The organism is Nonomuraea cavernae (assembly GCF_014646355.1).
Taxonomy (GTDB): domain Bacteria; phylum Actinomycetota; class Actinomycetes; order Streptosporangiales; family Streptosporangiaceae; genus Nonomuraea; species Nonomuraea cavernae.
The window spans coordinates 30,512-51,509 of record NZ_BMNH01000001.1; the positions used below are offsets into that span (position 1 = coordinate 30,512).

General features: G+C 70.7%; 22 protein-coding genes and 1 pseudogene. 13 read left to right on the plus strand and 10 right to left on the minus strand.

Annotation, left to right across the window (positions count from 1 at the left end):
* Nucleotides 1-31: 31 nt before the first annotated feature.
* Nucleotides 32-679 carry a TetR/AcrR family transcriptional regulator gene (locus tag IEY82_RS00140; RefSeq protein WP_189121870.1) on the plus strand — a complete coding sequence of 216 codons (648 nt, stop codon included), beginning with the start codon at nt 32-34 and terminating at the stop codon, nt 677-679.
* Here IEY82_RS00140 and IEY82_RS00145 read toward each other — a convergent pair.
* Nucleotides 676-1,329 carry a TetR/AcrR family transcriptional regulator gene (locus tag IEY82_RS00145; RefSeq protein ID WP_225262130.1) on the minus strand — a complete coding sequence of 218 codons (654 nt, stop codon included), beginning with the start codon at nt 1,327-1,329 and terminating at the stop codon, nt 676-678. The genes IEY82_RS00140 and IEY82_RS00145 overlap by 4 nt on opposite strands.
* Before the next feature lie 66 nt (nt 1,330-1,395).
* On the opposite strand from IEY82_RS00145, the gene IEY82_RS00150 reads away from it, so the two are divergent.
* Nucleotides 1,396-2,817 (plus strand): MFS transporter, encoded by a 1,422-nt coding sequence (locus IEY82_RS00150; RefSeq protein ID WP_189121872.1) that lies wholly within the window; start codon nt 1,396-1,398, stop codon nt 2,815-2,817.
* Here the strand turns inward: IEY82_RS00150 and IEY82_RS00155 are convergent.
* From IEY82_RS00155 to IEY82_RS00175, 5 genes are all read right to left on the minus strand, one after another.
* Nucleotides 2,781-4,658, minus strand: coding sequence for an ABC transporter ATP-binding protein (locus tag IEY82_RS00155; protein WP_189121873.1), 1,878 nt, complete (start codon nt 4,656-4,658; stop codon nt 2,781-2,783). The two genes, IEY82_RS00150 and IEY82_RS00155, sit on opposite strands and share 37 nt — an antisense overlap.
* A gap of 138 nt (nt 4,659-4,796) precedes the next feature.
* Nucleotides 4,797-4,994 carry an anti-sigma factor family protein gene (locus tag IEY82_RS00160; RefSeq protein ID WP_189121874.1) on the minus strand — a complete coding sequence of 66 codons (198 nt, stop codon included), beginning with the start codon at nt 4,992-4,994 and terminating at the stop codon, nt 4,797-4,799.
* Nucleotides 4,994-5,512, minus strand: a complete 519-nt coding sequence (locus tag IEY82_RS00165; RefSeq protein WP_189121875.1) for a sigma-70 family RNA polymerase sigma factor — start codon at nt 5,510-5,512, stop codon at nt 4,994-4,996. Before IEY82_RS00165 ends, IEY82_RS00160 begins: the two co-directional genes overlap by 1 nt.
* Before the next feature lie 131 nt (nt 5,513-5,643).
* Nucleotides 5,644-7,080 carry an MFS transporter gene (locus IEY82_RS00170; RefSeq protein ID WP_225261879.1) on the minus strand — a complete coding sequence of 479 codons (1,437 nt, stop codon included), beginning with the start codon at nt 7,078-7,080 and terminating at the stop codon, nt 5,644-5,646.
* Between the two features lie 74 nt (nt 7,081-7,154).
* Nucleotides 7,155-7,643, minus strand: a complete 489-nt coding sequence (locus IEY82_RS00175; protein ID WP_189121876.1) for a MarR family winged helix-turn-helix transcriptional regulator — start codon at nt 7,641-7,643, stop codon at nt 7,155-7,157.
* A 98-nt stretch (nt 7,644-7,741) separates the two neighbouring features.
* Here IEY82_RS00175 and IEY82_RS00180 point away from each other — a divergent pair, with 98 nt between their 5' ends.
* Nucleotides 7,742-8,179, plus strand: coding sequence for a sterol carrier family protein (locus tag IEY82_RS00180; RefSeq protein WP_189121877.1), 438 nt, complete (start codon nt 7,742-7,744; stop codon nt 8,177-8,179).
* Here the strand turns inward: IEY82_RS00180 and IEY82_RS00185 are convergent.
* The gene (locus IEY82_RS00185) at nt 8,176-9,177 is read right to left on the minus strand and encodes a DUF4190 domain-containing protein (RefSeq protein ID WP_189121878.1); all 1,002 of its coding nucleotides are present in this window, start codon (nt 9,175-9,177) and stop codon (nt 8,176-8,178) included. The genes IEY82_RS00180 and IEY82_RS00185 overlap by 4 nt on opposite strands.
* Before the next feature lie 142 nt (nt 9,178-9,319).
* On the opposite strand from IEY82_RS00185, the gene IEY82_RS00190 reads away from it, so the two are divergent.
* The 4 genes and pseudogenes from IEY82_RS00190 (at nt 9,320) to purM (ending at nt 12,832) form a co-directional block, all read left to right on the plus strand.
* Nucleotides 9,320-9,727, plus strand: coding sequence for a MarR family winged helix-turn-helix transcriptional regulator (locus tag IEY82_RS00190; RefSeq protein ID WP_189121879.1), 408 nt, complete (start codon nt 9,320-9,322; stop codon nt 9,725-9,727).
* A 30-nt stretch (nt 9,728-9,757) separates the two neighbouring features.
* A pseudogene (locus IEY82_RS00195) lies at nt 9,758-10,315 on the plus strand (SDR family NAD(P)-dependent oxidoreductase); the annotation flags it as partial.
* A gap of 49 nt (nt 10,316-10,364) precedes the next feature.
* A complete protein-coding gene (gene purF, locus IEY82_RS00200; protein WP_189121880.1) occupies nt 10,365-11,801 on the plus strand; it encodes an amidophosphoribosyltransferase in 1,437 nt (478 codons plus the stop codon).
* Entirely contained in the window at nt 11,798-12,832 is a 1,035-nt protein-coding gene (purM, locus tag IEY82_RS00205) for a phosphoribosylformylglycinamidine cyclo-ligase (RefSeq protein ID WP_189121881.1), read from the plus strand. Before purF ends, purM begins: the two co-directional genes overlap by 4 nt.
* Before the next feature lie 193 nt (nt 12,833-13,025).
* On the opposite strand, the gene IEY82_RS00210 is transcribed toward purM, so the two are convergent.
* On the minus strand, nt 13,026-13,259 hold the full coding sequence (locus IEY82_RS00210) for a DUF3073 domain-containing protein (protein ID WP_189121882.1): 234 nt from the start codon (nt 13,257-13,259) through the stop codon (nt 13,026-13,028).
* Between the two features lie 151 nt (nt 13,260-13,410).
* Nucleotides 13,411-14,490 carry a Glu/Leu/Phe/Val family dehydrogenase gene (locus tag IEY82_RS00215; protein WP_189121883.1) on the minus strand — a complete coding sequence of 360 codons (1,080 nt, stop codon included), beginning with the start codon at nt 14,488-14,490 and terminating at the stop codon, nt 13,411-13,413.
* Nucleotides 14,491-14,596: 106 nt separating this feature from the next.
* Here IEY82_RS00215 and IEY82_RS00220 point away from each other — a divergent pair, with 106 nt between their 5' ends.
* Complete coding sequence (locus IEY82_RS00220) at nt 14,597-15,463, plus strand: DUF8083 family protein (protein ID WP_189121884.1); 867 nt, start codon at nt 14,597-14,599, stop codon at nt 15,461-15,463.
* A 322-nt stretch (nt 15,464-15,785) separates the two neighbouring features.
* Complete coding sequence (bldC, locus tag IEY82_RS00225) at nt 15,786-15,989, plus strand: developmental transcriptional regulator BldC (protein ID WP_013133571.1); 204 nt, start codon at nt 15,786-15,788, stop codon at nt 15,987-15,989.
* Between the two features lie 148 nt (nt 15,990-16,137).
* On the opposite strand, the gene IEY82_RS00230 is transcribed toward bldC, so the two are convergent.
* The gene (locus tag IEY82_RS00230) at nt 16,138-16,803 is read right to left on the minus strand and encodes a TetR/AcrR family transcriptional regulator (protein ID WP_225261881.1); all 666 of its coding nucleotides are present in this window, start codon (nt 16,801-16,803) and stop codon (nt 16,138-16,140) included.
* A gap of 146 nt (nt 16,804-16,949) precedes the next feature.
* Between IEY82_RS00230 and IEY82_RS00235 the strand changes: the two genes are divergently transcribed.
* From IEY82_RS00235 to IEY82_RS00250, 4 genes are all read left to right on the plus strand, one after another.
* The gene (locus IEY82_RS00235; RefSeq protein WP_225261883.1) at nt 16,950-17,999 is read left to right on the plus strand and encodes a LacI family DNA-binding transcriptional regulator; all 1,050 of its coding nucleotides are present in this window, start codon (nt 16,950-16,952) and stop codon (nt 17,997-17,999) included.
* A gap of 120 nt (nt 18,000-18,119) precedes the next feature.
* Complete coding sequence (locus tag IEY82_RS00240; protein WP_189121885.1) at nt 18,120-18,362, plus strand: hypothetical protein; 243 nt, start codon at nt 18,120-18,122, stop codon at nt 18,360-18,362.
* 28 nt (nt 18,363-18,390) lie between these two features.
* Entirely contained in the window at nt 18,391-19,206 is an 816-nt protein-coding gene (locus tag IEY82_RS00245) for an N-acetylmuramoyl-L-alanine amidase (RefSeq protein WP_189121886.1), read from the plus strand.
* A complete protein-coding gene (locus tag IEY82_RS00250; RefSeq protein WP_189121887.1) occupies nt 19,203-20,801 on the plus strand; it encodes a beta-N-acetylhexosaminidase in 1,599 nt (532 codons plus the stop codon). Before IEY82_RS00245 ends, IEY82_RS00250 begins: the two co-directional genes overlap by 4 nt.
* Nucleotides 20,802-20,998: the final 197 nt, after the last annotated feature.

Sequence of the window (20,998 nt, forward strand, 5' to 3'; positions counted from 1 at the left end):
TTCCAACTAAGTCTTCTGTATTGTTGGACTCGTGAGTCCAGAAAGTCAACCGGCCGCCCGCCGGCGCGGCCGCCCGGCCAAGCGGCAGCTGATCGTCGACGCCGCCCGGCGGGTCTTCCTCCGCCACGGCTACACCGACACGAGCATCGAGATGATCGCCGCCGAGGCGGAGGCGTCGAAGCAGACGATCTACAACCACTTCGAGGGCAAGGAGCAGCTCTTCGCCGCCGTCGTCAGGGCGGTCCAGCAGAGCGTGATGACCGACTCCGAGACGCTGTTCGCGGCGCGGTTCACCGAGACGGGCGACGTCGAGCAGGACCTCCGCGCCGCCTTCAGACTGATGACGGAGCTGAACCTGAGTGGCGACGTGGCCGCCTTCCGCCGCCTGGTCACCATCGAGCAGCTCCGCCATCCCGAGCTGATGCGCGAATGGACCCAGCCCAGGCCCGCCTTCGAGAGCTTCGTCGCGGCGGAGATCCGGCGTCAGACCGCCTGCGGCGCCCTCGACGTGCCCGACTCCGCCCTGGCGGCCCGCCAGCTCATCACGCTGATCCTCAACGAGGCGATCAACCAGTCCAGGTACGGCCTGCGCATCCTGACCGAGGCCGAGATCGGCCGGATCGTGGACGACGGCGTGGACTTCTGGCTGCGCGCCTACCGGGCCGACGGGAGTCGCTAGCGGCGGGCGGCGAGCGCCTCGATGCCGCTGAGCAGCAGGTCGACGCCGAAGGTGTCGTAGAGACCGGTGTCACCGCCGCCGGACATGGGCCCGGCCATCTCCACGAGGTGCGGATATCTGTCGGCGGGCAGGGACTCCAGGGCCAGCCGCTTGACCCGGTGGATCTCGGCGACCTCCTCCGGGGTGCGCGACCGGTCGAAGTGCACGGGCGCGTCGGCGATGGAGATGGCGCCCTGCAGCAGGTACTTGGAGATCAGGCAGCTCTCCTCCCTGTTGAACCCCGCCGTACGGGCCAGCCCGAGCGCGTGGTCCCAGACCGCCAGGAAGTTGGGCACCTCGGTCTGGCCGACCTGCTCCAGCACGCCCTTGGCGCACGGATGGGCACGGAGGGTCCTGATCAGCCCCTCGGCCAGGTCGCGGAGCCGGCGCTGCCACGGCCGGTCGTCGGCGGGCTCCGGCACGAAGCCGGCGATCAGGTGGTCGGCCATGCCGATGAGCAGCTGCTCCTTGTTCTTGAAGTGCCAGTAGAGGGCCATCGGCGTCACCCCCAGATCGGCGGCCAGCCGCCTGATGGTCACCGCGTCGAGCCCTTCGGTGTCGCCGACCCGCAGAGCCCGCTCGACGATCGCCTGGGCCGTCAGTTTTCCCATCACGGTTGACAACTATACGGCGTACACGTTCAACTATACGGTGTACAAGTACGGCGTATAGGAGGAATGGTGGACCGGAGATGGTGGGCGCTCGGCGCGGTGGCACTCGGAACCTTCATGACGTATCTCGACAACAACGTGGGCAACGTCGCCCTGCCGACGATCCAGCGGGAGCTCGGGCTGACGATCTCCGGGCTGGAGTGGATCGTGAGCGCCTACATCCTGGTGTTCGCCGGGTTGATGCTGGCCGGCGGCAGGCTGGCCGACGTGCTCGGCACCAGGCGGGTGTTCGTCACCGGCCTGCTGATCTTCACCGCCGCCTCACTGGCCGCCGGGCTGGCGACCAGCGGCCCGGCGCTGATCGCCGCCCGCGCGGTGCAGGGCGTCGGCGCGGCCATGCTCACCCCGACGGCGCTCGCGCTGATCACCCAGCTCTTCCCCGACCCGGCCGAACGCGGCAGGGCCGTCGGCCTCTGGGGCGCGACCGGCGCCCTGTCCATGGCCCTGGGACCCGCGACCGGCGGCTTCATCAGCGAGAACCTGCACTGGGGCTGGATCTATCTGATCAACGTGCCGATCGGCGCCGTGACCCTCGGGCTGGCGCTGTGGGCGATCCAACCCGTCCACACCCGGATCCGGCGCGGCCTCGACCTGCCCGGCCTGGCCACCTCGACCGTGGCCCTGTTCGCCCTGACGTACGCGCTCATCGAGGGCGGGGTCGCCGGCTGGACCTCGCCCGAGATCCTGGCCGCCTTCGCGATCAGCCTGGCCGCCGCCCTGGCCTTCGTGCTCGTCGAGACACGGGCCGCCGAGCCGATGATCGACCTGACCCTCTTCAGGTCACGCGTCTTCACCGGTGGCACGATCACCAACGGCATCTGGTCGTTCGGCGTGTTCGGCATCTACTTCTTCAGCGCCCTCTGGCTGCAGAACGTGCTCGGCTTCTCCCCCACCGAGGCCGGCGGCGCGTTCGTGCCGATGGCCCTGGTCATGGCCGTGGTCGCGATCCTGTCGCAGCGGATCACCGCGCTGCTCGGCATCGCCAGGACGGTGGCGCTCGGGATGGCGCTGATGGCCGTCGCCATCTTCATGATCTCCGGCATCGGAGCCGACGGCGCCTACGGCGACGTGCTGCCCTGGTTCCTGATGTACGGCCTGGGCGGCGGCCTGCTGGTGCCGTTGACCGCGGCGATGCTGTCCGGGATGCCCGAGGGCCGGGCGGGAGTGGCCTCCGGCGTGCTGAACGTCTCGCGTGAGGTGTTCGGACTGCTCGGCATCACCGTGCTCGGCGCGCTGCTCACCTCCCGGCAGGGCGCGAGCGACCAGCCCCCGCTGGCCGCCTTCCTCGACGCCTACCAGTTCACCCTCGTGATCGCCGCGGTGGTCGTGCTGGCCGGCATCCCGGTGAGCCTCTACACGCTGCGCGCCCGGCGCGGGCCCGTGGCGCCCGCTCAGGCCGCGCCCACCACCGTGGGATCGGCGAACTGAGTGCGGTAGAGCTCCTCGTAGCGGCCACCGAGGGCGAGCAGCTCGGCGTGCGTGCCGCGCTCCGCCACCCGGCCGTCCTCGATCACCAGGATGACGTCGGCGGCCCGTACGGTGGACAGCCGGTGCGCGATCACCACGGCGGTGCGCCCCTCCAGCGCCTCGGCCAGCGCCGCCTGCACGGCCGCCTCGGAGGTGGAGTCGAGCGCGGCCGTGGCCTCGTCCAGGATGACCACCCGGGGCCGGGCCAGCAGCAGCCGGGCGATGGTGAGCCGCTGGCGCTCGCCGCCGGACAGCCGGTAGCCTCGCTCGCCCACCACGGTGTCGAGCCCGTCGGGCAGCGACTCGATCAGCGTGCCGAGCCTGGCCCTGCGCAACGCGTCCCAGAGGTCGTCCTCGCTCGCCTCGGGCCGGGCGAACAGCAGGTTGGCCCGGATCGACTCGTGGAAGAGGTGACCGTCCTGGGTGACCATGCCCAGGGTCGCCCGGATCGAGTCGGCGGTCAGGTCACGCACGTCCACCCCGCCGAGCCGTACGGCGCCGGAGTCGACGTCGTACAGGCGGGGCAGGAGCTGCGCGATCGTGGACTTGCCCGCGCCGGAGGAGCCCACCAGGGCGACCATCTGCCCCGGCTCGGCCCGGAACGACACGCCGTGCAGCACCTCGGCACCGCCGCGGCTGTCGAGCACGGCCACCTCCTCCAGCGAGGCGAGCGAGACCTTGTCGGCCGAGGGGTAGGCGAAGCGCACGTCGTCGAACTCGACGGAGACGGGCCCGTCGGGCACCTCGACCGCGCCGGGCCGGTCCTGGATGAGCGGCTTGAGGTCGAGCACCTCGAAGACCCGCTCGAAGCTGACCAACGCGCTCATCACGTCCACGCGGGCGCTGGCGAGCGCGGTCAGCGGCGAGTAGAGGCGGGTCAGCAGCAGCGCCATCGCCACCACCGAGCCCGGTTCGAGCTGCTGGCGCAGCGCGTAGAAGCCGCCGAGCCCGTAGACGAGCGCCAGGGCGAGCGCGGAGACCAGCGTCAGGGCGGTAACGAAGACCGACTGCGTCATGGCCGTGCGGACGCCGATGTCGCGCACCCGGCCGGCCCGGCGGGCGAACTCGGACGACTCGTACGAAGGCCGGCCGAACAGCTTGACCAGCGTCGCGCCGGGCGCGGAGAACCGCTCGGTCATCTGGGTGCCCATGGCCGCGTTGTGGTCGGCCGCCTCACGGCGCAGCCGGGCGATCCGGACGCCCATCCGGCGGGCGGGCAGCACGAACACCGGCAGCAGCACCAGCGCCAGCAGCGTGATCTGCCAGGAGATGCCGATCATCACGGTGACCGCGAGGAGGAGGGTCACGACGTTGCCGGCCACGCTGGACAGCGTGTCGGTGAAGGCGCGCTGGGCGCCGATCACGTCGTTGTTCAGCCGGCTGACCAGGGCTCCGGTGCGGGTCCTGGTGAAGAAGGCGATCGGCATCCGCTGTACGTGGTCGAAGACCGCGGTGCGCAGGTCGACGATCAGTCCTTCGCCGAGGCCGGCCGACAGCCAGCGGGTCAGCAGCCCGAGCCCCGCCTCCAGGATCGCCAGGCCCGCGATCAGGGCGGCGAGGCCGACCACCACGCCGACCGCCTCACCGCGGCCGATCGCGTCGATCACCCGCCCCGCCAGGACCGGAGGGGCGATCGCCAGGGCCGCCATCACCACGCTGAGCAGCAGGAACAGGGCCACCTTCCGGCGATGCGGGTAGGCGAATCCCCAGACGCGGCGGAGCGTCGCCCTGGAGACAGGACGACGCTCCCGCTGGTCGTTCATCGAATACAACTGGTGCCACGCGGTCATCTCCATGCTCATGGCATGGAGAATAAGACCTGAACTTTACTTGAGGTCAACTCCCGATCCGCTTGCCCTGGGTGTGCCACACGACCCGTCGGTGGAGATCCACAGGTTGCCGTCGCCGTCGAACGCTCTCCCGGCGGGGCGCCGCGCGCGTCAGCGCGGCATGGGCATCGGGGGGTCGTCCTCCGAGGCGGCGGGGAGGAACTTCAGCTCGTCGAGCAGGTCGGGAGTCTCGGCCAGCTCCTTGAGCTCGGCCTGGCACGACGCGCATGTGTCGAGGTGGCGCTCGAACGCCTCGTGTTCGTCTTCGTCGAGGACGCCGAGAACGTAGGCGGCCACCCCTTCGTGCATTACCCGGCTACCCCCTTGTCCGCCAGCAGCGCACGGAGAGCCTTGATCCCGTAGTAGAGCCTGGACTTCACCGTGCCCGGCGGGATCCCCAGAATCTCCGCCGCCTCACTTATCGTACGGCCCCGTAGGTACGTCTGCTCAATGACTTCACGGTGTTCTTCCGAAAGATCACGAAGAGCGGCTGAAACGACGATGGCGGATAACGCGCGGTCTGCCCCATCCGCAGCCGTCTCCTGAGCATGGACCCCGTCGCGTCGGCACCCGTCTCTCACCAGGCGGCGGGCTTCGGTGACGAGCCAGGCCCACAACAGGCCCGGCTCCCAGTGCCGCCTCGCCGGGTCGCGCCCGGCCTTGCCGATCGCCTCCCGTACGACGTCCTCGGTCCACCGGAGGTCGTTTCCGGTCAGGCCGCGCACATGCCGCCGGAGAGGGCCGCCGAACTCCCGATGGAGGGACGCGGTGCGGTGCTCGGCCTCGGCATCCGCACTCTCGAACCTGTCGTCGACATGTGTCAGCACGGGCGTATCTTTACATCTTCGTTATCAGTCCGATAGGTACTCGGATAACTCCAGTCATTTCTGACTATTTCCGCCGAAGAGGGAACCGATCCGGCCGACGTCACGTCCCCTCCGCCGACGCGCATTCCCGATCAGTCCTGGCGTTCCGGCCGGGGCTGCCTCAGCACCACGAGGGCGACGACGAAGGCGGCCGCGAGCAGCGCCGTGGCGCAACCGAACGCCAGACGATAACCGCCGGTCAGCGCGGCGGCCTCGGCGGTGCCGGCGGACAGCAGGTCCGAGGTGCGCGAGGCGGCCAGCGTGGACAGCACCGCGACGCCCACGGCCATCCCGATCTGCTGGGTCGTGTTGAACAGCCCGGAGGCCAGACCCGCGTCGTCGGCCCTGGCGCCGGACATGCCGAGCGCGGCCAGCGCCGGGAGCACCAGACCGCCGCCCGCGATGAGCACCATCACCGGCAGCAGGTCGGTGACGTAGTCGGCGTTCACCGGGACCCGGCTGAGCCAGTTCATCGCACCGAGCAGGAGCAACAGTCCGGCCAGCAGGACGGCTCGCTCGCCGAAGCGGGTGTTGAGCCGGGCCGAGACGAACAGGGACACGCCGCCGATGGCGACCGCCGCGGGCAGCATGGCCAGGCCGGCGCCGAGCGCGCCGTAACCGAGCACCTTCTGCATGAAGATCGCGACGATGATCTGGAAGGCGAACATGGCCGACACCATCAGCATCTGGACCAGGTTGGCGCCTGAGACGTTGCGCGAGCGGAGGATCCGCAGCGGCATCAGCGGGGTTCGGGCGGTCATCTGGCGGACGACGAATCCGGCCAGCAGCACGAGCGACACCGCGCCCAGGCCGAGGGTGTGCGCCGCGAGCCAGCCGTACTCCTCGATCTTGACCACGGTGTAGATGCCCAGCATCAGACCGCTGGTGACCAGGACGGCGCCGACGACGTCCGCCCCGGCGGCGAGCCCGGCCCCGCGCTCGTTCGGCAGCACCCGGATCGCCAGGGCGATCGTCGCCAGGCCGATCGGCAGGTTGATGAAGAAGATCCAGTGCCAGCTGAACGCGTCGGTGAGGACGCCGCCCAGGACCTGACCGATCGAGGCGCCGGCGGCCCCGGTGAAGCTGAAGACGCCGATCGCCTTGGCACGCTCCCCGGGCTCGGCGAACAGGGTCACCAGGATGCCGAGCACGACCGCGGCGGCCATGGCGCTGCCGACACCCTGCGCGAACCGGGCGGCGATCAGCAGGCCGGGGCCGGTGGACAGGCCGGCGAGCAGCGACGCGGCGGTGAAGACCGCGTTGCCGGCCAGGAACATGATCTTGCGGCCGAGGAGGTCGCCCAGCCGCCCGGCGAGGAGCAGCAACCCGCCGAAGGCGATCAGATAGGCGTTGACGGTCCAGCTCAGGCCGGCCGGCGAGAAGCCCAGGTCACGCTGCATGGCGGGCAGCGCGACGGTCACGATGCTCCCGTCGAGGATCGTCATCAGCGATGCGGTGGACAGCACGCCGAGCGCGGTCCACCGCGAGGCGGTGCGGGGGCGCCGGGAGGAAATTTCGGTATGCGACAAAGCCGTCTCCTGTATCCGAGGGGAACAGAAGAGACCGTAACAGATAGTTTTGTTACAGACGATCCATTGCGGACCTACTTTGCGCGCTGCCGTGCCCGGCGGGCTCCCGGTGGCGCCTCGACCGGAGTGGCCAGATGGCCCGTGACCAGGCGGTTCATCGCTCGTACGAGCACCTCGGCCTCCTCCGCCGGCAGCGCGGCCAGAGCCTCCCGGTGGACGCCGTCGACGACCTCCTGGCTCCGTCTCGCGACCTGCCCGCCCTTCTCGGTGACCGCGACGATCCTCGCCCTGCGGTCGGTGCTGGACGGGCGGCGCTCGGCCAGCCCGGCCTTCTCCAGGGCGTCGACCGTGACCACCATGGTGGTCTTGTCCATGTCGCCGAGCTCGGCGAGCTGGATCTGGGTGCGCTCCTCCTCCAGGGCGTGGACCAGGACGCAGTGCATCCGCGCGGTCAGGCCGATCTCGGCGAGCGCCGCCGCTATCCGGGTGCGCAGGACATGACCGGCGTGGTCCAGCAGGAACGACAGGTCGGGCTCCGCGCGAGTGGGTGCCAAGGCGATCATGCCGCCAGTCTACCGATTGGTTCCGTTCTGGATTATCTAGGCATCGACGCATTCGCGGAGATGCGGGTGGCACGCCCGGCCGGGAGGACAATGGCGGGGTGCCACCACGCAGACCCGACCCCGAGAAACTGCGGGCCGCCCTCGACGCCCAGCTGGTCGCGCTCGACGAGCCGCCCTACGACGGGCCGGCCGCCGCGCTGCCCGGCGCGCTCGTCGCGGCCGTGCTCGCCGCCTACGACCGGGGCCGCACGCCCGAACGCGACGCCGCCCGGCAGGCCGTGCGTCACCTGCTCGACCGGCTCGTGGCGGCCGCTCCCGGCCGCACCGTCGAGGTACGGGTGCCGCCCTACGCCGCCGTGCAGGCCATCGCGGGTCCCCGCCACACGCGCGGCACTCCCCCCAACGTGGTCGAGATGGACGGCCGCACCTGGATCGAGCTCGCCATGGGCCGCCTCAGCTGGGCCGACGCCATGGCCAACGGAGCCGTCTCGGCGAGCGGCGCCCGCGCCGACCTGTCCGAGCACCTGCCGCTCTAGCTCGGCGGCGTCATCCACGGAAACTTGTTCCGGAAGCACTGGTCGGCGAGCTCGCCGGGCAGTTGCGCGCACTCCTGCACCACGCTGTAGAACCAGACGGCCACCACGGTGAAGAGGATCAGCGCCAGCACGCTCAGCACGATGCCGGTGATCGCCCGGCCCTTTCCGACCCCCTTCGTGAGCGCCACGGTCCCGAACACGATCGACAGGATGGCGGTGAGCAGGCCGGTGAAACAGACGAAGACGAGAAACGGGCTGGCCACGCCGAGCACCAGCGACGCCGTGGCCAGGCCGCTGCCCGGCCCGCTCGGCTGGTAGCCGTAGGGGCCCGGCGCGTGGCCGCCGCCCGGCTGGGCGTAACCGGGTGGCCCGCCACCGGGCGGGCCACCGTACGGGCTGGAGGGCGTGGTGCCCGGCACCGCGGGCTCTCCTGTGCCGTACCCGGCCGTCTCACCGGGCCTGCCGGGCACACCGGGCGACGGCTCGTACCTGGAGGGCGCCGACGTGGGCGGCGGCCCCTCCTCGTGTCCCTGAGCGCCCTCCCAGCCCGGATAGGTCGGCGTGCCGCCGGGCCCCTGGTACGGCTGCGCCTCGGGGCGGGGCCGGCCAGGCGTGCCGAAGGCGACCGTGCGCTCGGCGTCGGCCCCACCGCCCTCGGGCACCTCGGTCGGCTCCGGCACCTCGGGCGAGGTGGGCAGGTCGGGGCTCGGGGGGACGGGCGGCTCCTCACCGGGCTCCCTGGCGGGCGGGTGCAGCCGTCTCGGCGTCGGTTCGCCCTCCGGCGGCTCGTCGGGATGCGGCACCACCGGCGGCAGGGGTTCGATGGGCTCGCCCGGCTCGTCGGACTCGCTGCGCGCCCCGGGCGCGCCGGAGCCCAGATAGTCGTCGGGCAGGTCCTCGTCCCACCTGGAGGTGGACGGCGGCTCGTCCGGGCCGGGTCCTCGCCCGGGCTCGTCCCCGGACGGGCGAGGGTGGTTCGGATCCTCAGGTGTCTTCACGTCTGCGTCTCCCGAGGTGTCTACATACCGGATACTTCACCCTTGCGCGTAGAGCGCCGTCGAAACCGCCCGACACGGTCAGGATCGCTCCAACCTTCCGTCACCATGCGCCAAAGCGGCAGGCAGCAGGCAAGATGGGGGCATGCTGGACGAGACTCTGACCTACGCGCTGATCAAGGTCGTGAAGTCGCACCGCAACCAGATGGCGGCGGCGCTGCTCCCGCTGGGCCTGCACGTCGGCCAGGAGTTGCTGCTCAACCAGCTGTGGCGCGAGGACGGCCTGACCCAGGCCGAGCTCATCACCCGCCTGGGCGTCGAGCCGCCGACCGTCACCAAGACGCTCCAGCGCCTGGAGCGCGCCGGTTTCGTCCGCCGGAGCCCTGATTCCGACCGGTCCCGGCTGATCCGCGTCCACCTGACCGAGACCGGCAGCGCGCTGCGGGGTCCGGTGGAGGAGATCTGGCTCAGGACCGACGAGGAGCTGCAGGCCGGCTTCTCCCCCGACGAGCGCGAGCTGCTGGCCCGCCTGGTGCGAACCATGCCCCGCTGAACCCTTCCGGCGCAATGGGCTTGCGACGCGACCATCGCGCCCGCCGCCGCCTCGGCCGGACCGGTCGACGCGCTGATCCTCAACGCCGTCCGCTGGGGCACGATCCCGCCCGGCGGCGTCGCGTTCGAGGACGTGCCCGCCGCCGAGTGGTCGGCCGGCCTGCACGCCAACGTGGTGGCCAACGCCCTGCTCGTGCGGGCCGTACTCCCGGCGATGCGGCGCACGGGATTCGGCCGGATCGTGTTCGTCTCCTCGGGCGTGGGCGAGGAGGGCGTGCCCGGCCCCGGCCCCTACGGCACCGCGAAGATGGCGCTGCACGGCATGGCCCGCGCGCTGGCCTGGGAGGCCGGCCGCGACGGCATCCTGGTGAACGTGGCCGCCGCCGGCCTCACCATCACCGAGAATGATCGCCCCCTCCCACCCCAGGTCCTGGAGGCGGTCGCCGCCCGCACGCCGAGCCGCCGCCTGTCGACGGCCGACGACGTCGCGGCGCTCATCCTGTTCCTCGGCTCGGCCGCCAACCGCAACCTCACCGGAGAGATCGTCCGCGACGGATCGAACGCCGGAAGATCGGCTCACGCTCTCTGATCCGCCCCGGGTGTGCGAGCAGGGAAGAGTCCGACCTAGACTGAAGCATGTGCTGAAGGGCGACGGCCGGCTCGGCCATGACCTGGACCCCCAAGACCGCGCACCCCAAGACGCCTGCGGGGTCTTCGGCGTATGGGCTCCAGGCGAGGAAGTTTCCAAACTCACCTACTACGGGCTGTACGCGTTGCAGCACCGCGGCCAGGAGTCCGCGGGCATCGCGGTCAGCGAGGGCAGCCGCATCCTCGTCTACAAGGACATGGGCCTCGTCGCCCAGGTCTTCGACGAGTCGGTGCTGGGCACGCTCCGCGGTCACCTGGCGATCGGTCACTGCCGCTACTCCACCACGGGCTCCAGCGTGTGGGAGAACGCGCAGCCCACGCTGAGCTCCACCGATGTGGGCGGCCTCGCGCTCGCCCACAACGGCAACCTGATCAACACCCCCGAGCTGGCCCAGCGGCTGGCTCCGGGGGCGACCCGGGCGACCACCGACACCGATGTGCTCACCACCCTGCTGGCCCAGGACCGCAGCCGGTCCATCGAGGACTCCGCGGCCGAGCTGCTGCCGCAGGTCAAGGGCGCCTACTCCCTGGTCTTCATGGACGAGAAGACGCTCTACGCCGCCCGCGACCCGCAGGGCATCCGCCCGCTGGTCCTCGGCCGGCTGGAGCGGGGGTGGGTGGTCGCCTCCGAGACGGCCGCCCTCGACATCGTGGGCGCCACGTTCACCCGCGAGATCGAGCCGGGCGAGCTGCTCACCATCGACGAGCGTGGCGTCCGGTCGCGCCGGTTCGCCCTGGCCGAGCCCAAGGGCTGCCTGTTCGAGTACGTCTACCTCGCCCGCCCCGACACCACGATCGCCGGGCGCGGCGTCCAGGTCACCCGGGTCGAGGTCGGCCGGGTGCTGGCCCGCGAGCACCCCGTCGAGGCCGACCTGGTCATCCCCACCCCCGAGTCCGGCACCCCCGCCGCCGTCGGCTACGCCGAGGAGAGCGGCATCCCCTACGGCCAGGGCCTGGTGAAGAACTCCTACGTCGGCCGCACGTTCATCGAGCCGTCGCAGACCATCCGCCAGCTCGGCATCCGGCTCAAGCTCAACCCGCTGCGCGAGGTCGTCGAGGGCAAGCGGCTGGTCGTGGTCGACGACTCGATCGTGCGCGGCAACACCCAGCGCGCGATCGTCAGGATGCTGCGCGAGGCCGGGGCGCGCGAGGTGCACGTACGCATCTCCTCGCCGCCCGTCGCTTGGCCGTGCTTCTACGGCATCGACTTCGCGACCAGGGCCGAGCTCATCGCGGGCTCGCTGACCGTCGACGAGATCCGGGCCTCCCTCGGCGCCGACTCCCTCGGCTACATCTCCCTAGAGGGCCTGACCAAGGCGACCACGATCCCCGCCGGACGCCTCTGCCGGGCGTGCTTCGACGGTTCGTATCCGATCCCGATCGACCAGGACAACGTCGGCAAGTTCGTGTTGGAGAGCAAGGCGTGACGAGCTACGAGGCAGCCGGGGTCGACATCGAGGCCGGCGAGCGGGCCGTCACACTGATGCGCGACAAGGTGGCGCGCTCCCGCCGCCCCGAGGTGGTCGACGACGCCAGCGGGTTCGCCGGCCTGTTCGACGCCTCGGCGCTGCTGCGCTACCAGCGGCCGTTGCTGGCGACCTCCACCGACGGCGTGGGCACCAAGGTCATGCTCGCCCAGCAGTACGGCAGGCACGACACGATCGGCATCGACCTCGTCGGCATGGTCCTCGACGACCTGGTGGTCTGCGGAGCCGAGCCGCTGTTCATGACCGACTACATCGCCTGCGGCAAGGTGGTGCCCGAGCGCATCGCCGAGATCGTCGGCGGCGTCGCCGAGGGCTGCCGCCTGGCCGGCGCGGCTCTGGTGGGCGGCGAGACGGCCGAGCACCCGGGCGCCATGGGGCCCGACGAGTACGACCTGGCCGGCGCCGGCACGGGCGTGGTGGAGGCCTCGGCCATGCTCGGGCCGTCCAGGGTGCGCGAGGGCGACGTGGTGCTGGCCCTGGCCTCGTCGGGGGTGCACTCCAACGGCTACTCCCTGGTGCGCCACGTGCTGCGCGAGGCGTCGCTGTCGCTCGACGCCGACCTGCCGGAGCTCGACCGCCCGCTGGGCGAGGAGCTGCTGGAGCCCACGCGCATCTACTCCCTCGACTGCCTGGCCCTGGCCCGCGAGGTCGACGTGCACGCCTACGCGCACATCACCGGCGGCGGCATCGAGGGCAACCTGTCACGCTCGCTGCCCGATCACCTCGACGCGGTGCTGGACCGGGCGTCGTGGACCCCTCCGGCGATCTTCTCGGTGCTGGCCGGGCACGGCCGCATCGCCCAGGCCGACATGGACCGCACGTTCAACCTCGGCGTGGGGATGGCCGCCATCGTCGCCGCCGAGGCGGTGGACGAGGCCCTCAGGGTGCTCCAGGAGCGCTACGTGGACGCGTGGGTGCTCGGCGAGATCACTCTGGGCACCGGGCAGGCCAGATACCGCCAGGCCCGCTGAAGCCACCTCGACGGCCCGCCGCGCGGGCGGCGCGGGTCGGTTCGTCGGTCAGCAGCAGTCGGCGGTCAGCCTGGAGGCCCGAAGCCGCGTGGGCGGCTTCGGGCCTCCAGGATGCGCCGTGAGAAACAACTGGTTGAACCGGCGACACGCGCACGCGCACCCGGCGTGATCTCACGCCGGGTGCGCGGATGCGTCAACTAGAAGACCGGTTGCCGGAAGGACGATCGTCGTTTCCGGTGCCGTAGTCGTCGGCGTAATCGGCATAGCGATCCGCCAGCTCGTCGTTGAGGTCGTCGGTGTCGTCATTGCGGTCGGGGTCTCCGACCCCGAGTTCATCGCGAAGACGGTCAAGGTCCGTGCCACCGCTGTTGTACTTCAGCTGGCGAGCAACCTTGACCTGCTTGGCCTTTGCTCGGCCGCGCCCCATTGGCTCGACCCCCTCGTGTGGGGTCGTCCCCGACCCCTCGTCGCTAACGCACCACACACTGACGCCGCCTGACTATGGGCGTCAGCCTATCGTTCGCCTATTACCGTACCTGTTTTGTGCCCAGCTCGGTACGTCGTATGGGCGCGGGGCGTCAGCGGCCCAGCCAAATGCCCCTAACGCGCCCGACTTCCGACATTCTGCGCTCAGCCAGCCTATCCGCTGCGACCGCCGGAGGGACGTCCTCCTCGGCCGCGATAGCGAAGATCTTCAGCGTGGTGTCGTAGATCCGCTCCGCCTTGGCCCTGGCCCGTTCCATGCTGAAGCCCTCGATCTCGTCGGCGACCTGGATCACGCCGCCGGAGTTGACCACGTAGTCGGGCGCGTAGAGGATGCCGCGCTCGGCCAGCTGCTTCTCGACGCCGGGGTGGGCCAGCTGGTTGTTGGCCGCGCCGCAGACGATCTTCGCGCGCAGCCGGCCGACCGTGTCGTCGTCGAGCGCTCCGCCCAGCGCGCAGGGCGCGAAGATGTCGAGGTCGGCCGAGGTGAGCGCCTCGGCGTCGGCCACCACGTCCACCTCGGGACGCAGCCGGCGCACCCGCTCGACGGCCTGCTCGCTGACGTCGCAGATCACCACGTCGGCGCCGTCCTCGCGGAGCAGCTCGACCAGCCGGTGGCCGACCTTGCCGACGCCCTCGACGCCGACCCGGCGGCCGAGCAGCGACGGGGTGCCGTAGACCTGCTCGGCCGAGGCCCGCATGCCCTGGAAGACGCCGTAGGCGGTCAGGATGGAGGAGTCGCCGGCGCCGCCATGGGCCGTCGTGCGGCCGGTGACGAAGCGTGACTCGCGGGCGACGATGTCCATGTCCTCGCTGAAGGTGCCCACGTCGCAGGCGGTGATGTAGCGCCCGCCGAGCGACTCGACGAACCTGCCGTAGGCGCGCAGCAGCGCCTCGCTCTTGTCTCGGGCCGGGTCGCCGATGATGACGGCCTTGCCGCCGCCGAGGTCGAGCCCGGCCAGCGCGTTCTTGTAGGCCATCCCTCTGGCGAGGTTGAGCACGTCGGTGAGTGCCGCCTGCTCGCTCGCGTACGGGTAGAACCTGGTGCCGCCGAGGGCGGGGCCGAGCGCGGTGTTGTGGATGGCGATGATGGCTCGCAGGCCGCTGTGCGCGTCGGCGCAGAAGACGACCTGCTCGTGCGTGTCCTTGTGGGACGGACTGAAGACGTCGGTCACTGTAGTGACTCCTGGTCCGGTCCGCCGCCTCTTCGCGGCGGAGATCGCCTCCCAGCGTAATGGCCACCACGGTGCGGACCGGTGGTCTTCATGACACGATGCCTCCGTGCTGCCCTATGCCGCGTACCTCCGTGTCTACGAGCCGTTGAGCGCCTTTGCCGAGACTGAGCGGAAGGTGTGGGCCGACTACGCCGAGTCGCGTGACCGCCCCCGCCGCGCCAACGCGCTCAACGCCGAGCACGGCGAGGCCGTCCTGCGCCTGCTCGGCACGCCCCCGCAGCCGGTGCCCGCGCAGGAGAGCCCCAACGCCTACCTGCGGCGCGTGGAGGACCGCCTCTACGTCTGCCCCTGGCAGACCCGGTTGCGTTCGTGGCTGGCGTTCTCACGGCTGCGCGGCAGCACTTCCGTGAAGCTGATGGAACGTCTCGTCCCCAAGGCCATCGCCGACCAGACCGCCGACGACTTCGACCGCTACAAGCGCACGGGCGGCTCGTCGGCGCTCCGCACCCACATCCGCACCACGGCGTGGCACGTGCCGCCCTCGTGGTTCGTGCCGTTTGATGGAAACGAGCGCTGGCTGGTGCTCGGCTCCTCGACACCGGGACAGGACGTGACGACGGCGACGGGACGCAACCTCATCTACGTCACCTCCATGGCCCAGGCCCGCAGGCGGTCGGCGCGGGCGCTGCAGGTGCTGCGCAGGCACCTCGGCGACGACGTGTCGGCCAACTTCGACGTGGAGGACGTCGCCCGCTGGCTGGAGGAGTTCCACCCGCACTCGCTGGTCGAGCTCGACTACGGCGGCCTCGTGCACCTCATGGACGACGACGCGCTCCAGGCCGACCAGTCGGTGGCCGAGCTCTCGGCGGCCCTCACAGGTCTGGACACGGGTCAAGAAGAACTTGCCTTCGCCATGTATCAGAGGGTCATCCTGCGTTGGAAGTCAATGCAACTTCTGGAATCTGCCAACTGAGCCCCATAACAACCCTCTGACCTGCATGAGTCGGTCATGACTCCCGACCACTCACTTCTGCGAACTGAGTAGTTTGCCGTTTTCACTGCGATACCACGAAACGTGTCGCTAGAATCACCGAGCGTGACATCGCCACGGGGGCGGGCAGTTGGGTCAAAGAAGGGCTCGCCAATCGCTCAGCGTGGCTGTATGGTCACTTCGGGTGATGCCGCATATGAGCCAGAAAAGCCGCACGCTCTGGCACATAGGGGGACATCCGTGACCCGCGCACAAGCAGTCACAGGATCGCTAAGCCGGTCCACACGGAGGAGAGGCCGCACAAATGTCAGCTCGTACACCCGAGGCCGAGCCACTGCTCACGCCCGCCGAGGTCGCGACCATGTTCAGGGTCGACCCCAAGACCGTTACGCGGTGGGCCAAGGCGGGCAAGTTGACGTCGATTCGTACCCTCGGAGGTCACCGGCGTTACCGCGAGACCGAGGTTCGGGCACTGCTGGCGGGGATTCCGCAGCAGCGCTCGGAGTAATGCCGAGGTCGTCACGAACCTCAGGGGGGTTGAACGGTGGGCCTGGCTGGACGGCCTGGTCCACCTCTGTGACGACGAAGCGTCGCAAACGGGAGTTGGCGCCGCCCGCCCGGCGCCATTTCTCCTGGCCGCTACGTTCTCCTGGCCGCTACGCCAGCTGCTCCCGCGTCAGGAGGATCAGCAGCCGGTTGACGTCGGGGTCGTAGCCGGCGGCCACGCTGAGCAGTGACACCATGTGGTCGACGAGCATCTTCTCGAGCGTCGGGCGTTCGATGTCGCGATGTTCGAGCCAGTCGAGACCCGCGGTCTCGACCGAGGCGATCCACGAGCGCAGCGTGGTGCGGAGCACCGGGCTCGGCTGCTCGACCCGCATCTGCCTCTGGATGAGCCGGAAGAGGCGCTGCCGGACTCCGTCGACGATCTCGCCGACCTCCCCCGCGCGGTTGGCGGGCCCGCCGCGCAGCAGTGCGGCGAAGCCGGCCGCGTGCTCCTCGACGAAGTCGAAGTAGCGGGTGAGCCCCGCGGACAGCTCGTCGAGCGGGCGGCCGCCCCCCTGCGGGCGCAGCCGCGACTCCAACTGCTCGGCCGCGCTCCTCAGCGCCGCCACGTAGAGCTCCTGCTTGCCGCCGAAGTAGTGGTAGACCAGCGCCCGTGAGGCGCCCGCGGCCGAGGCTACGTCGTCGATCGAGACGTCCTCCGCGTCGCGCTTGCTGAAGAGCTCCAGCGCCGCGGCCATGAGCTCCTCGCGGCGGCGGTCGACGCTCAGCCTGCGCCGCGCGGGTCGTGCGGTCTCGGCCGACTTACCGGGTGTCACCCTTGCACACTATCCGACGCCTTCCCCAATAGCGGACGTGTGGCGAACCGGTCAATATCAGCCTTCCCTTACCTCAGGCCGTACCCTGCGGCTGACTCGATCGTTTGGTGAGACAGGTGCCCAACTTCGCATCGCGGGGGAGACACATGTCAGGACCACCGGTCAAGTCTTCAACTATCGCCGAGCTACGAGAGGTAGACACGCTGCCTCGTCCAAGACCCACCATCCGCAACGTCGCCGAGCGTGCCGGCGTCTCGAAATCGCTGGTCTCGCTCGTGTTACGCGGCTCCCCGCATGTGAGCGAGCATCGGCGGCAGGCCGTGCTCCAGGCGGCCCGCGAGCTCGGCTACCGGCCCAACGCGGTCGCGCGCAGTCTCGTCGAGGGCCGCACCCACCTCGTCGGCGCGCTCGTCGCCGACCTGCACAACCCGTTCTACGCCGAGTTCCTCGACGGCCTGCAGGAGAGTCTGCACGGCGACGGGCTGCGCATGCTGATCGGCAACAGCCAGTGGGACCCCGCGTTCGAGGACGAGGCCGTGGAGGCCTTCCTGGAGCTCAGGGTCGACGGGCTGGTGCTGTTAGGCATCGCCCCGACCAGCGAGACGCTGATCGAGGCGACCTCCTACACGCCGACGGTCGTCGTAGGGGAACGTGACATCGAGCTCGAAGGCGTCGACATCGTCGTCGACGACGACCAACTGGGCGCCCGCCTGGCCATCGACCACCTGGTCGAGCTGGGCCACAAGCGCATCGCGCACATCGAGGGCCCGCGCCCCTCACGTTGTGAGGGCTACCTCGTGGCGATGCGCCGGCACGCCCTCGCCCCGTACATCATGGTCGAGGCCGCGGCCTCGTCCGAGGAGGGCGGCAGGGAGGCGGCGCACGCCCTGCTGACCCGGGACCCACGCCCCTCGGCGATCTTCGCCGCCAACGACATGCTGGCGCTCGGCGTGCTGTCGGCCGCCGGTGACCTCGGCCTGCGGGTGCCCGACGACCTGTCGGTGGTCGGCTACGACAACACCCACCTGTCGGCGTCGCACCACATCTCGCTCACGTCCGTCGACCAGCCGCGCCGCACCATGGGCCGGTCGGCGGCGGCCCTGCTCAGCGACCGGATCGGAGATCCCGCCAAGGTCGCGCGGCTACGTCAGGTGACACCCGAGCTGATCGTACGGCGCAGCACGGGACCCGTCTAAGAACAGCCAAAGGCTCGGTCAACCCGCCTGGCGTCCTCCACGTACGGCGGTTTACTCGCCAGGGTCATGCAAAGTGTGGCCGAATATGGTTCGGTCACGATCTGATCCGGGGGAACGGTCATGCGTGATCCAGAACTGGTGTCCTGCGCCCAACGGGCGGCGGCCGAGCTCGAGCGGGCCTGGGGTTACTGGCGGGCGGGCAGGGGACTCGGCGCCGACGCCGAGTCCGTGGCCAGCTACGTCGCCCACTCCCTCGACCACCCGTGGGGCCGCCCCCGCGTCGTGCTCGGCCTCGACGCCGAGGACGCGCGGGAGCTGGCCGCGCTGCTCCAGCGGCAGGAGGTCGGCGAACACGTCTGGTGAGAACCGGCCCTGGCGTAAGTTGGGACGTATGCGTCCACTTCCAGCCAGCGTCCTCGCCGCCTGCGGCCTGATCGCCTCCGCGTGCGGCGCCGCCGCCACCGGCGGCTCCGCGGCAGGTCAGGCCGACGCGCCGGCCCCGGTCACCGCAGCGCCCGCGCCGGCGGCGGCCGCCGCCGTGGCCAACCCGCTCGACGGCAAGGTGATCGTCCTCGATCCCGGTCACAACGGGGGCAACTACCGCGATCCCGCGGCCGTCAACCGCAAGGTCAACGTGTTGACCCAGTGGAAGGCCTGCGACACCACCGGCACCCAGACCACCGGCGGCTACACCGAGGCCGCCTTCACCTGGGACGTCGCCAACCGGACGGCCAAGATCCTCAAGAACCGGGGCGCCAAGGTCAAGCTGACCAGGTCCGACAACGACAGCGTGGGGCCGTGCATCACCGAGCGGGCCGCGATCGGCAACAAGGCCAAGGCCAACGCCGTCATCTCCATCCACGCCGACGGGAGCGCCCCGGGCAACCGCGGGTTCCACGTGATCATGCCCAAGAAGATCAACGGGCCGGTCGACCCGGTCGTGGCCGACTCCCGCAGGCTGGGCATCGACATCCGCGACGCCTACCGCAAGGGCACCGGTCTGCCCTACTCGACCTACATCGGCAGCAAGGCGCTCGACTTCCGCAACGACCTCGGCGGGCTCAACCTGTCGACCGTGCCGAAGGTCTTCATCGAGACCGGCAACATGAAGAACCCCGCCGAGGCGGCGAAGTTCGGCGATGCGAAGTTCCGGGAGCAGATCGCTCTGGCGTTGGCGAACGGCCTGCAGCGATACTTCACCTCGTGATCCCCGAGCCACGCCTGCTCCGGCCCCTGTCCGCCTCCTACGAGCACGCCCGAGGCGCCATCGTGTCGGGGCCGGTCGAGCTGGCCGACGCCGTACGCGTGGCGCTTCCCGGGCTCGACCTGCTGCCCGGCGACTCGGGGGCGGTCGACCTGCGGCACGACCCGGCGCTCGGGGCCGAGGCGTACAAGCTGGTCCTGGGGTCGCGCGGGGTGGAGATCACCGCCGGTGGGCGGGCCGGGGCGTTCTACGCCGGGCAGTCGCTGCACCAGCTGCTGCCCGACGCGTCCTACCGGTTCTCGGCGGACGGCTCCTGGACCGTGCCCGGGGTGCGCATCGAGGACTCCCCCCGGTTCGCCTGGCGGGGGCTGCACCTCGACGTGGCCCGGCACTTCTTCGCCAAGCGGGAGGTCCTGCGGCTGATCGACCTGATGGCCGTGCACAAGCTCAACCGGCTGCACCTGCATCTGGCCGACGACCAGGGGTGGCGGGTGGAGAGCAGGACCTATCCGCTGCTGACCGAGGTCTCCTCGCACCGGCCGCGCACCGTGACCAGCCTGCGCGGCGACCCGCGGACCTACGACGACCTGCCGCACGGCGGCTTCTACTCACTCGACGACCTGACCGAGCTGGCCGCGTACGCGCGGGCTCGCGGGGTCGTGATCGTGCCCGAGATCGACGTGCCGGGTCACGCCTCGGCCATCCTGGCCGCCTACCCCGCGCTGGGAGCCACCGGCGAGCGCCACGAGGTGCTCGACCACTGGGGCATCTCCCCCGCGATCCTCTCGCCGCTGCCGCCCACGGTCGAGTTCCTGGCCACGATCTTCGACGAACTGGTCGGCGCCCTCGGCGAGACCCCCTACGTGCATATCGGCGGCGACGAGGTGGTGCTCGACCGGTGGGCGGCCTCGTCCGAGATCACCGCCTACCGCGACTCGCTGGGGCTGGGCTCCATGCCCGCGCTGCAGTCGTGGTTCCTGCGGCGGCTCGCCGACCTGCTGGCCGAGCGGGGCTCGCGCGCGGTCGTCTGGGACGAGGCGTTCGTCAGCGGCGGGCTGCGCCAGGACACCCTGGTCATGCCGTGGCGCGGCATGGAGGTCGGCCGGCGTGCCGCCTCGGCCGGCCACGACGTGGTGGCGACGCCGGTGTTCCCGCTCTACTTCGACTACGCGGAGTCGACCTCCGAGGACGAGCCCAGAGCCCTCGGCGACGTGATCACGGTGGCCGACGTGGCCGCCTTCGCCCCCGCTCCGGACCACTGGACGGACGACGAGCGCTCGCACGTCGTCGGGGTCCAGGCGCAGTTGTGGAGCGAGTACATCCCCGACGCCGGCACGCTCGACTATCGCGCCTGGCCCCGGGCGTGCGCGCTGGCCGAGGTGGCCTGGCGCGGCTCGGCGGGCGAGGGCTTCACGGAGCGGCTGAAGGCGCACCTGGGCCGGCTCGACGCCCTCGGCGTGCGGTATCGCCCCCTCGACGGGCCCCGGCCGTGGCAGCGGCGCAGGCCACACCGGCCCAGCTCGTACACGATGGCCGAGCTCATGGAGCGCCTCGACCAGATGACCCACGACGCGGAGTCGACCCGCCCCAGCGTTTAGCCGGACGTGCCATTCACGTCGGCGGATGATCCCGTTTCCGCCATCGCCCGGCGGGCGATGACTCCGCTGCTGACCGTCACCGAGACCGCCAGGAAACTGTCAGCAGGGCGCTCCTCCAGGTCTCCCTCAGCGACGACGCCCTCCCCCGGCCGCTCCGCCCCGTCCGTGACGAGCTGCTCGCCGCGAACGGCAGGCAG